The sequence below is a fragment of the Chitinophaga sp. CCNWYY40 genome (assembly GCF_037483205.1).
GTDB lineage: Bacteria > Bacteroidota > Bacteroidia > Chitinophagales > Chitinophagaceae > Chitinophaga > Chitinophaga ginsengisegetis.
This window is the reverse complement of sequence record NZ_JBBHLF010000008.1, coordinates 134344-146911: the sequence shown is the minus strand read 5'-3', so window position 1 is coordinate 146911 and position 12568 is coordinate 134344. Positions and strand designations below refer to the sequence as shown.

General features: G+C 46.8%; 8 protein-coding genes. 4 read left to right on the top strand and 4 right to left on the bottom strand.

Annotated elements, in window-relative coordinates:
• Positions 1-4: 4 nt before the first annotated feature.
• On the bottom strand, positions 5-1801 hold the full coding sequence (locus V7S65_RS28380) for an alpha-L-fucosidase (protein ID WP_336389164.1): 1797 nt from the start codon (positions 1799-1801) through the stop codon (positions 5-7).
• A gap of 668 nt (positions 1802-2469) precedes the next feature.
• On the opposite strand from V7S65_RS28380, the gene V7S65_RS28375 reads away from it, so the two are divergent.
• The 4 genes from V7S65_RS28375 (at position 2470) to V7S65_RS28360 (ending at position 7129) form a co-directional block, all read left to right on the top strand.
• The gene (locus tag V7S65_RS28375; protein WP_111577938.1) at positions 2470-3042 is read left to right on the top strand and encodes a TetR/AcrR family transcriptional regulator; all 573 of its coding nucleotides are present in this window, start codon (positions 2470-2472) and stop codon (positions 3040-3042) included.
• A 40-nt stretch (positions 3043-3082) separates the two neighbouring features.
• Positions 3083-3523: a universal stress protein gene (locus tag V7S65_RS28370; protein WP_079470887.1), complete on the top strand. Its 441-nt coding sequence runs from the start codon at positions 3083-3085 to the stop codon at positions 3521-3523.
• A 247-nt stretch (positions 3524-3770) separates the two neighbouring features.
• Complete coding sequence (locus V7S65_RS28365; RefSeq protein WP_336389165.1) at positions 3771-6350, top strand: phosphatidylglycerol lysyltransferase domain-containing protein; 2580 nt, start codon at positions 3771-3773, stop codon at positions 6348-6350.
• Between the two features lie 62 nt (positions 6351-6412).
• Positions 6413-7129 carry an AcvB/VirJ family lysyl-phosphatidylglycerol hydrolase gene (locus tag V7S65_RS28360; protein WP_079470889.1) on the top strand — a complete coding sequence of 239 codons (717 nt, stop codon included), beginning with the start codon at positions 6413-6415 and terminating at the stop codon, positions 7127-7129.
• Here V7S65_RS28360 and V7S65_RS28355 read toward each other — a convergent pair.
• From V7S65_RS28355 to V7S65_RS28340, 3 genes are all read right to left on the bottom strand, one after another.
• Positions 7119-7814: a LytR/AlgR family response regulator transcription factor gene (locus V7S65_RS28355; protein ID WP_111577940.1), complete on the bottom strand. Its 696-nt coding sequence runs from the start codon at positions 7812-7814 to the stop codon at positions 7119-7121. The two genes, V7S65_RS28360 and V7S65_RS28355, sit on opposite strands and share 11 nt — an antisense overlap.
• A 942-nt stretch (positions 7815-8756) precedes the next feature.
• Positions 8757-10124 carry a TlpA family protein disulfide reductase gene (locus V7S65_RS28345; protein ID WP_336389166.1) on the bottom strand — a complete coding sequence of 456 codons (1368 nt, stop codon included), beginning with the start codon at positions 10122-10124 and terminating at the stop codon, positions 8757-8759.
• Positions 10125-10322: 198 nt separating this feature from the next.
• Positions 10323-12506, bottom strand: coding sequence for a DUF5916 domain-containing protein (locus V7S65_RS28340; RefSeq protein WP_336389167.1), 2184 nt, complete (start codon positions 12504-12506; stop codon positions 10323-10325).
• Positions 12507-12568: the final 62 nt, after the last annotated feature.

Below are 12568 nucleotides of genomic sequence, written 5' to 3'. Positions count from 1 at the left end.
ATTATTATTTCACTGGTTGCAGGATTACTTTCCGTAACCAGCATAGTTCATTTTTGTTACCGGAAACCGGTTTCACTGTCAGGTTTTGTTTTCCTTCCTTATCGATATGTATAATGCCTATTGCGTGTTGAATAAAATTCATGGGTTTGTGGCTGTCGTAGCTACCGGTTACCAGCGTGAGGAAAGGCAGTTGTTGTCCGCCGAGGGTTACCAGTCCCTGTTGCGAGGCGCTGCCCGGTTCGCATGCGTAATCCAGTATGATTTTATAGTCGCCTGCGTCCTGCACTTCCAGCGGAAATACGATGGCATCGTCCGGGGTTACCATACCGGTGATGCAGTTATCATGTTTCCAGTCGCCAAAGTAATGAGAATAAGTAAAGAGTTTGCTTTTGGCGGCGCCATTGAAGACGGCCCATACAGCGGGGATTTCCGCCTGCGGATATTCGCTGCTCACAGTTTGCGTGCGGAGCTGCGATAAGTCGGTTTGCTGCCCCGTATATTCTACTTCCAACACGGTGCTTCGTGTATCCGGCAGCGTTACCGGCAGGTGGATAATGGTTTCTTCCGGCAGCTGTTTCCATACAAGCAGGTTTTTAGTGCCCATAATTTTCACCGATTTAATTTTTGCGGTGAGTCCGGGTACCCGTAGCTTCCTGTTGGCGGGCATTTGCCAGATATGCAGGAATAACTTTCCGGGCTTACTGGTGGTTACGCCCCAGGGCTGTGCCGGGATCAGTCCCCAGGTGGTGCCGTAAATGCTTTCGCCGTAGGTTTGCAGCCATTTACCGGTGGCTTTCAGGTATGCTATGGAATAGGCGGGCCATTGGCCATTGCCATCGGGACCAACATTCAGCATGAGGTTTCCTCCTTTGGAGGCCACATTACCGAGGAGCCGGATGATTTGCTCAGGTGATTTAAAGTTCAGGTCGTGCCGGATATAGCCCCAGGAGTCGTTATGTGTATAAATGGATTCCCAGGCGCCGGGGATGGGAACCGGGGGCACTTCAGAATCGCCAAAGTCGCGGTAGTCGCCAAGATCATGACCTACGCGGCTGCTGAATAAGCAGCCTGGCTGCAGTAACCGGAGACTATCGATCATTTGTTTCGTTTGTGCTGCGGTTAGCCCGCCGGGCATATCAAACCAAACGAGGCCCAGCGGGCCATAATTGGTTAATAGTTCTTTCAGCTGCGGGATCGATTTGGTGCGATAGTATTGCTGGTAATCTTTCTCTTTATTTTTAAAATCCCAGTTATTGCCTCCGCCATTAGGTTCGTGCCAGTCGAGGAACTGGGAGTAATAGAATCCGAATTGTATGCCTTTTGCACGGCAGGCGTCGGATAGCGCCTTCATGGGGTCTTTTTTATAGGGAGAGGCGTCCACAATATCAAAGTCCGTTACTTTGGAATCGTACATGCTGAAGCCTTCGTGGTGTTTGGCGGTGATCACCATATATTTAATCCCGGATTGCCGGGCTGTTTCCGCCCATTCTTCTGCATTAAACCCGGTAGGGTTGAATGATTGCGCTACTTTGGCGTATTCTGATGCCGGCGCTTTTGCGCGGTTCATGATCCATTCGCCGCTGCCGTAGTAGCTGCTGTCTTTCCAACGGCCGCCGAGTTTAGAGTAAAGTCCCCAGTGAATGAACAACCCGAATTTTGCTTCCCCGAACCATTTCAGCCCCGGGTGGAGCTTATTGGCTACGGCACCTTTATTCCACATATCCGGCATGTCCTGGGCATTCCCTTTTAGCGGGGTGAGCAGGCATAGGAATAGCAATAACGTTGGAATCCGGTGAAACATATAGCTAAGTTTAGTAGTACAACCCGTAAAAAATATACATATCCCGCGGCATATGCAAATGCATGGAAAATGGTATCAGGGAAAGGGAAAATGCTACAATCAAAGGTAATGGGCGGGCTCATCGCGTCATTAACCAATGATTAACGATTATTCCGGGTAGTAATATTTAATTTCGATACCAGACAAGTTACAATAACTAAGCATTATGGTAACTTTCCAAATTCAGCAATCATCTTATTTAGCTTAATAACAGGCTATAATGTGTTATCAGCATCTGACGCAATGCCGCAGGTGCCATGTGAATGTTTTAAAGACCTCTGCTGTATGTCATCAGCAGGGGTTTCTTTTTTTAACCCATCCCCCGTTATTTCAATTCTTGTTTAGGTTTAGTTAACGCTCTGCACCAGCTATCCGGCTAATATTGTTTTACCGTTTTATGTTCAGTAGTATCTGAAAATGCATACAACTAATAAATATCTTACCTGTTGGCCTTTTCAGGCCGACGGTGCACTTTGTAAACACCGGTTGCGTTTAAACAATCACCCACCGGTTTCACGATCAATGGGTTTTTGATTTAATCATCATCTAGCTACAGCGCCTCTGCGGTTTCCACTGCGGAGGCTTTTTTTGATGTTGAAAATGAATATTTATTCGCTTATCTTTGTAGGGTGAAACTGAAAGACGATAAAAAAGTAGTCCAGATTTTCCAGGCAGCCCTCAAGCTGGTGGCTAAAAAAGGTTTGTCCGGCGTTACAATGGGCGACATCTCCCGGGAAGCCGGCATTGCCACAGGCACGCTCTATGTTTACTTCAAAGGCAAAGATGAACTGATCAATGCCTTATTCGCCGCCTGCAGGGAAAACTCGGTACAGGTATCTTTTAAAGGTTACAACCCGCAATTACCCTTCAAACCCGGGTTTAAAAATATCTGGCTGAATATCCTGCGCTATAAGCTGCAACACTTTGAAGAAGTGATTTTTATGGAGCAATGTTATCATTCTCCCTTTATCACTGCCGGTACAAGGGAAAAGGCCCAGCAACTGTCCGCCCCCTTCTACGCTTTGATGGAAAGAGGGCAGAAAGAACAACTTATCAAGCAAACAGATACGGGGCTATTGCTCATCTTTATGCTGGGCGCCATGAATGAACTGGTAAAACAAACGCACTACAGTGGCATCACTCTTAACAGAAGCCGGATCAACAGTACTTTCGACCTTTGCTGGGATGCCCTGAAAGCATAATGATAAATGAATAAATGTTCACAAATTAATACCTCTGCATATGTCAGACATCATGATCGCAGTAGACCTGAGCAGCTTTTCAGAAAACCTGATCAGGACCGGCCTGGAACTGGCCGATAAAATGAATGCTTCCGTTACCCTTTTCTCCGTAGTAGAAATAGGCATCGGCATAGGCCTGCCGGAAGGTGGACCGGTATTTACCGACGATATTCCGGCACGTATCCGGGAAGTGGAGGAAAGACTGGAAGCCTACAAACAAAATTACCCGGATAACAAGAACATCAGCATTGTGGTAGGCACCGGGAATCCTAAAAATGAAACACTGGTGCAGGCACATGAAAGCAACGCCACTATGCTGGTGGTAGGTACCCACGGGCGAACCGGCCTGGATCATATGCTGCTGGGCAGCAATGCGGAATATATCATCCGCCACTCCCGTATACCCGTATTGGTTGTTCCCTATAACCAGGAAGAACACTAAGCACAACACGCAACAATTGATACTCAACAGTGGAAAACTCCCGGTGCTACCGGGAGTTTTTTTATGCACTAAACGCTTCTCCTCATTTTTAAACCATTACTATGAAAAACATCATTCCCGCAAAACTATACCTGGTGCCAGGAGATTAAAATACCCTTAAACTCCCCGCAGCTACAGGAATTCGTTTAAAAGTTGGTATACCTTTGTGTTCAATGCGAACAACAGATCTAACGAAACCCACGAACCTTTGAAAAAGAAATTTTTTACTGCAGCATTTTTGCGTAAGCTCCACCTGAAAGAGCTGTTGGCGGTGTTATTCATATTACTGGCCATCTATTTTTTCCGCTCACAGCGTCATGAATTATATTCCCTGATCCCCGCTATTGAAAAAGCACACAGAAGCTGGGTAGTATTGGGACTGGTGGTAACGATGGCCTATATTTTATTACAGGCAGCCATGTATGTATTCAGTTTCCGTGCAGTGGGCGCAAAACTGGATACCGGCAGAAGCACCGAATTATTCCTGAAGCGCAATCTTTTATCTGTATTCCTCCCGGCAGGCGGTATCAGCTCACTGGCTTATCTGCCACAAAGCTTACGCCGCACCGGTTTACATAAACAACAGATCCACCAGGCTTCCGGCATCTATGGCTTTGTAGGCATCCTGTCTGTTTTCCTGGTGGGCATTCCGGTAGTAGCGTATGCCATGTTGCATGCAGCCACTATGAAAGATGCTTTGTGGGGACTCATTGCCATCTGTGCACTGCTACTCGGCGTGGTATGGCTGGTACGTTCCATGCAATTGAAAGGCAAAGCCTACCAGTGGCTGGTAAAATATTTTCCTGGAGCAGCACGGCAGGCAGATGAAATATTTACATTTCAATTGTCGGTGCCCTCTTTTATGAATACCGTACTCGCGTCCGTACTGATAGAAGTGGCCGGCGTAGGGCATCTTTACCTGAGCATGCTGGCAGTGGGCGTTACGCCGTCGCTGGAAGCGGCCTGTGTAGGATATATAGTAGCTACCATCTTTTTAATTATTTCCCCTTTTCTCCGCGGACTGGGCGCCATCGAATTATCGCTGGCCTATATCCTCAGCAACTATGGATTCAGTACGCTGGAAGCGCTGGAAATCACTTTATTATTCCGGTTGTTTGAATTCTGGCTGCCGCTGATTGCAGGGATGATAGCCTTTGCCCTGAAAGGCCGGGAACTGGTATTACGGTTATTGCCTCCTATCCTGATCTTCCTGCTGGGCATGGTGAATATTTTTTCTGTACTCACCCCTCCCCTAGCCAACCGTATGCATTTGTTGCGCGCTTATATTCCCGGCACTTCCATCCATGCTACCAACTTACTGGTGGTATTCCTGGGACTGGTATTGCTGGTAACCGCCACCTTTTTATTCCGGGGCTTACGCAGCGCCTGGATCGTGGCGCTGGCGGTTTCCCTGTTATCGGTATTTGGTCATATCGGGAAGGCGCTGGATTATGAAGAAGCTTCGCTGGCACTGGTTACCAGCATAATATTGCTCATCACTTCGCGGCAATACCGGGTAAAGAGTAATCCGCAGCTGGTGAATATCGGCGTGGTTACGGCATTGGCTACACTGTTCGTCGTCCTTATTTTTGGCACCATCGGTTTTTATTTTTTAGATGTGAGACATTTTGGGATCGATTTCACCTGGCAGCAATCTATCCGTCATGCTTTCCATTGTTTTATGTTGCTGGAAGACGACGGCCTGCAACCCGTTACCCGGTTCGGAAAAGAATTTATGTCGGCGATACGGGTGTTAGGCGTGAGTGCATGGGCATTCCTCTTTTATACCATTATACGCCCTTACCTGCATGTTACACAGCAAACCAATACCAGTTTGGAGAAAGCGCGGTTCTACCTGAGCCAGTATGGCGATTCACCAATGGATTACTTCAAAATAGGACAGGACAAACTGTTGTTTATGTCTGAACAATACGAAGGTTTCATCGCTTACCGCGTGGCCGGCAGTTTTGCTATTGTACTGGAAGAACCGGTATGCAGTGAAGATAATAAGCTGCTGGTATTGGAAGAATTTGAACACCAATGCCGGAAGATGGGCCTGCGACCTGCTTTCTACCGGGTGGATGAAGACAGTACCTATTATTTCAGTCATCTTAAAAAGAAAAAGATGTTGATCGGACAGGAAGCGATTATGGATATACGGGACTTCACGCTGAGTGGCAAAGACAAGAAATCACTGCGTAACGGCTTGAACAGTCTCGCTAACAAGGGCTATGTTACTGCTTTTCACGCGGCGCCGCAATCGCCCGCTATGCTGCATGCTTTAAAAGCAGTGAGCGATGAATGGCTGCATCAGTATGAAGTAAAGGAACTCACTTTTTCACAGGGATTATTTGATGAAGATGTGATCAGTAACCAGGACATCATTACCGTAACTGATGCAGAAGGAAAAGTAGCGGCGTTCCTCAATATTATCCCTGACTATGCCCCGGGAGAATGCACCTATGACCTGATCCGCAAACGTGCCGATGCGCCGGGTGGCGTAATGGATGCGCTGATCATTGCACTGATCCAGGATGCGCAGCAAAAAGAACTGCATTACCTGAACCTGGGCATGGTACCGATGTCCGGCATTATCCAGCCGGAAAATACCGCGGAAAAAATGGTGAAGTATGCATATGAGAAGTTGCGCTTCTTCCGGCATTACCAGGGTTTACGGGAGTTTAAAGAGAAATATGCCACCGAGTGGACTAATAAATACCTCGTATACGAACATGATTTCGACCTGATACAGTTACCTTCTGCACTCAGTAAGGTAATGCAGCCCTGAGGCCTACGAACAATAGCGGAACGGATTTTGTTTTACAGAGAGGCGTTAATTGAGTTGAGTATATGATACCAGGTAAATTATTTCATGCAGCAAAGCTGCTCAGTTTTTTTCTCTTCTTTACAGCGTTTCAGTTAAAGGCACAAAGCGGGGTTAATAACCTGCCGGTGGTGATCAAAGCGCCTCCTGCAGGCAGTACCGCGCCATTGATCGTGTATATAACCGGGGACGGAGGCATGAAGAAGTTTTCTGCGAACGTGATTGAATCGTTCCGCCAGCAGAATTACCCCGTAGTGGCATTGAATGCACTGAAATATTTCTGGAGTAAAAAATCGCCGCAGCAGGCGGCAAAGGATATAACCTCGCTGATTACGTATTATCAGGCGCAGTGGGGCAGTCACCGCGGAGTGGTGTTGGTGGGGTATTCGCTGGGCGCTGATGTGCTGCCGTTTATTTACACCAGCCTGCCACCGGAAATAGCCGGAGAGGTAAAGCACCTGGTATTCCTGTCGCCGTCTCTTTATACAGATCTTGAAGTACATCTTTCGGATATGCTGGGCAGATCCGGTAATAAAGGGATGAGTGTTCCGGCCGAGATCAATAAAATTATCAATAAGCCATTACTGCTGGTATTTGGGGCAGAAGAAAAAGACTTCAACTTTTCAGCGTTGAATGTCCGGTATGAAAAGATGATCCTGCCCGGCGGGCATGCTTACGACGAAGATGCCGGTGGCGTGGCGGGTAAGATACTGGCGGCGTTACACGCAGGTGTTACTCCATAGGCAGCTGATATCTTTTAGCCAGTTCCTTTCTCATTTCTTTAGTCAGGGCAATCCTGGCTGCTCCAATCATTACATGATCATCGGCCAGTGATGTAATATGGCGGAATCCTATTACAAACCAGTGATGCACCCGCATAAAAGCGCTGGCTGGCAGCTGTGAAATGATCCAGTCCAGTTTCTCGGTAGTAACCAGTTTCTGATCGCGGAGGTGAAGCATGATATGATCATCCATTACTTCTACGTATTGCAGATCCTCATAAAATACTTTTTCAAAGCTGTGCTGTGTTTTCAGCGTGAAGTAATCCGCTGAATATTTGGTGGGGTAAGTGATTGCGTTCATTTCTATAGTCTTATAAATTTTAGAGAACACATTGTTTAAGGCTTCGGCGGTAAATGGCAGGTGCATGAGTGCCGCCGGGAGGAAATCAAATCCACCGGGTGGCGTATCATTGTACGTCATTATTAAAACGGGCAACACGCCCGTTATGGTCATTGGAAGGGAAAGCGGATCGTCATAATCTCCTGCTATCAGTACATGAATGGTTTGCGTTTCCAGCCAAAAACGTGCTTCGGCCATCGTCCGGCTTCTGCAAACCAGGTAAACATAGGGGATAGCAGACAAAAAATCCTCCAGCTCTTCAAATCCCTCCGGGTTATTACCCAAAATAATACAGTTTAGTACCATAGAGCTGATTTAAGTCAAATATGGGTACGTAAATTTACTCCAGTCAGTTGCCACGGAAGCAGACGATTCAAGTAGGGCAGGTGACTGAACAGAAACCCGCGTATAATCTAAAATCTAATCTAAACCGCGTTATGAAAAAAAAAGTTATTGTTCACATAAGATCTTCATCAAAGCTGACAATAATTTCAGTCGTAAAATTGGATCTATTCCTGGGGACAACAGTTAATCGAATGTTAAGTATTTTGGAAAAAGAAAAGTGGACAGATAAAGCCACTGTCCCGAAAGACAATACTTTCCCTGTCCACCCATTAAGGAAGATTACATAAAAGATCCTGGAACAGCTGCGTCACAGCTGTGCAACAGATCTAAGGCCCTGAAAGGGCAGCGTGGGCGCAGGGAGAGCTAACAGGGAGGCCGGTTAACTGGTCAGTGCGCGGACCATGTTTACCAAATAAGGAAGCATAAAAGAAACATCGTACTCGCGGCGATCAGATTTTTTGAGAACCTGACGTTGAAGCCGCCTTTTTCTGAGTAGAAGTAACTTTCTTTGTACCGGTCGTACTCAATGGGAGCACCTAACTCCTTCATCATTTTGAGGAATTCATAGAGTGTTCTTTCGGAAATACGAAGCCGCTTGGCTAACTGAGCGGGCTTACCGGTCCCTTTGATCCTAATGAGGTAATCAATGGTCTGTAGTCTGTCAAAATAACGCTTTGGCATGTGGCATAGAGGGGTCTTAACGGTTATTTACTGAATATACGATTTGTGTCTTTATTAAACCAGCATTATCATATATATATTTAAACGTAAATATTAACAATCTGGTTTAAACGGGTTTTCGAAAATTTAGCTGCGGAACAATGGCGCTGATGCGGATTAGCTGCGTACTTTTACTAAACGTTCTTACATCGGTTTTATTGGCTAAATACGCTGAAAAAAAGCTCACTGCAATAATGCTTCATAGATAATGTTGGTGAGGGCTGTACCGTGATCCACTGCGGGATCCGGAGGCCTCGTAGCATACACTTTACCATTCTTTCCAACGATAATAAATGAGGGATACTTACTAATATTGTATTGCGTAAGCACATCCCGATGTTGTTCATCCAGCTGCCATAACCATCCCGGCAAATCCTTTACAGCATTGCCATTGCAGCATATATTCACAAACGTAACGTTATCATCAAAGCAATTTTTTATTTCTGTAAGCACAGGCTGCAGCGGATCTGTTGCACTGTAAAAATGCAGCAGTACTATCTTTCCGCTGAATTGCCGCAGGCTCACCAGGTTGCCCTGCACATCCTGGAAACTAAAAGCCGGCGCCATTACACCTTTGCTGATCCCTTTCCTGGATCGTCCGTAAAGCTTTGCGATGGCCTGTTTACATGCTTCATCCTGCACCACTTCCAGGTAATCGCGTACGCACCACTCCTGTTCCTCCGGCGAATTGCCTGCTGCAAAACCCAGCATCAGTGAATGCGCCAGTAACCTGTCGCGCAACCGGCCACTGTAATACGTTTTAAGCCATTCATAAATCGCCCTGTTATTACATTCATAACGATGCTGAATAAAATAATCTGCCTCTGCTTTATGCAGCAGGTAACTTAAATAACGTATAGACGTTACCGTTGTATCTGAAGAAATGAGTTGCGGTAATGCAGGTAGTATGTTATCCTTATAAAAAAGCACCTGTCTCTCTTCCAGCGTACTATCAGGCGCAGCAGCCACTTTCCATAAAGTACTCACCAGCCCGGATGCAGCTTCCGCCAGCACATGTGTTCTCGCCAACGCCCATGTGGCAGTATTTATACTATCGCGGTAAACAGCCAATACCCTGCCCGCCACCTGTAACCGGTGCCGGTAAGCCGTTGCCAACCGTAACGCATCAGGCAATTCAGGCATCGCCACTGCGGCCTGCTCCCGTTTAGCCGTATAAACCGCCCTGTTCAGCACTGCGGCACTGCCGCCAAACAGGATACTGTCGCCCTGCATCATCATCCGCAAACTATCTCCCCCACGGATCATCCCATAAAAATTATATCCATTACCGGCATCTGCATAAAAAAATATCATCCGTTCAACCGGAACGGATATACGGAAATAAAAAGAATCCGTTTTTAATAAGGTATCCTGCGTAACTGCCGGGGATATTCCCGGGTCATACCAGTAAGACAATGATATCTTCCTTACAGGACGGTCCACTACCCTGCCCGTAATCACCGTGGCGGATTGTGCTGCAGCTGTTCCTGCCAGCATCAGAAAAATACAGCTGATACGCAGCAGCTGCTTCATCATAGGAGGACGGTTCATAATTAGATTTTAAAATGGTGAAAATCCCCGTAGTAAAAACCACAGGGAGATAATATTCACAACGATAGTAAATGAAAACTTTATATATATCTTAACGGACATACCCGTTCCTTACGCCAAACTTGTGGTGCAATGTTAAGTGGTATAAAACTGGAAAGTGTTAATCGAATCTTAACTGTTAATACGAAACGGAATTTATTAGAGATTAAACCAATACACCAGCTTCAGCACTAAAGCCCGGTTCCTTACATAAAACGGCTCAGGAAGGTAATTATCGGTATAAACAATAAAAAGGTCGGACGCCGGCCGGTAGCGCCACTGGAAGCGGGTATTCAGGTTCATGTTCTTCTGCTGACCATTGTACTGCATAAACCCGGTAAAGAACAAAGTGTTGGTCATGGTTACATCCAACCGGGGGCCAACCAGCCAGAAAGAATTATTACCCCAGGGCTTTGGTAAATTGATATTGTTATAGTTAGCACTCAATGCAATGCTCACATACGGCTGGAAACGATATCCCAGTTCGGTATTGGTCATCAGCCGGCTGCCATCTGCATAATAGCCTCCATAGCGGGCCGACAATGAATAGGTAAACAAGCTTTGTGGCTTGGACACGTAATCAGCACCCACCGTGTTCCAGTTATGCTGACTCCCGTTTACAAGGCTATCCTTACCGGTGTTGGTCGGATCAAAAGGTTGCAGCAGTTTGATATAGGTATTGGACGCCCATACATTAAGCGTGTTCCGCTTCCGGAACACAATGCCGTAGTTAAGCATGGTTTCATTATCCGTACGATGCATATTCGCCTCATCAAAAAACCAGGTGCTGGTTACCTGCGGCCCGTGACTCAATACAGAACCGGATAACGGGAAGAAAAGACGGGTCACCTGCGGCGCTATCTTGATATATCCCTGGCGTGGCACATATCCCACTTCCGCATTATAATTGCGTCCCACGTACTCATGCTGCCAGCCAATATTCCACTGTTTGCTGGTGTATTGCAGATTGGCCGCATGCGCAACATCATGGCCGGTTTTATTCGGCGTGTACGACTTCAGCAGCATGGCCTTTCCTGTCCAGAAATTATTGGATGATGCCAGGTTATACTCCAATCCCATGTTCCGGTTATACCTGTTGTAAACAGGCTTATCTGTTACTTTCGCCGGATCATAATTTACCGACTCCTTATTAATAAAGATAAAACCCAGGTTGGAGCGGGAAAATACCCGGCGCTGTAAAGCTGCCACGGTAAAGTTTTGCGCCGGCAGCCCGGTTTCCTCCTGTTTCCCGGTTTGCATATTCATTACGCCCAAACGCCAGTCTTTATTAAGCTTACCACTCAGCCTCGCGCCAAAGCGGATCGGCACACCACCAAGACCAATACGCCTCGAGAAAAAAGGACGGATCGTAGAATAGCCGAAGTTGGAAAACTGGTCGCCGTTTTCAAGGAAGAACTGCCGCTTCTCCGGGTAAAACAATTCAAAGCGATCAAGATTGGTTACCTGTTTATCCACGTCTACCTGCGAGAAATCAGGGTTCACTGTAAGGTCGAGGTTCAGTGAAGAAGTAACCGCCACTTTTGCGTCCAAACCGGCATCCCGCCGGTATTTGGTGGGAGTAGCCTTATCATAGTCCTTTAACATGCCTCCCAGCAGGTATGGGATCAGCGATACATTTGCACCTGCTGCCGGAGGAGCGGCATCCCATACCAGGTTGCCCGTATAGGCCAGCGAAGCCGTGGGAAACTGCCGCGGCACCGGCGCCCAGGCCGACTTCTCGGTTGTTTTCAGATCGTTCCGGCTGAAGTTAATTCCCCATTTGGTGATTCCTTTTTTATAACGGATGGTTTTAAAAGGTATCACTGCTTCAAAAACCCATTTATCCGGATAGTTTTTTACTACTGATGTCCACTTGTTATCCCAGCTCAGGTCCACCTTTCCGCCATCGTACATTAAACCGTCCCATTGCGCTCCGGCAGCGTTGGCGCCAAACGAAAAGCCATTGGTCTGATCATCAAACGGGTCCATGAACAAAAGGAAGTTATCGTTCTTCAGAAAAGCAAAATCGCGGCGCAATGATTCCACCATATACGGCCCGTCGCCAATGGTATAGTTTTCCACTACCAGGTACAGGTTCTTATCGTCGTAGGTCATACGCACATCTGTACGCAACCGGGCGGCGCTGGTATCCATTGGCAGCACCATATGAAAACCGGTAGCAACATCGGCCTGCAGCCACGCGGCTTCATCTATTACGCCGTCTATCTTAACAGGGGAAACCGCCTTGCGGATCTGCAATTGATAAGCATCATTTTTCTTTTGTGCACACACGGAGAAACCAACAACGCAACAGCTAATAATAAGTGGAATTATGCGAAACATCAGGTTGATATGGGTTTAACGAACAAAATACAAAAATTGCAAAAGGAGGAAGAAGAAAATGG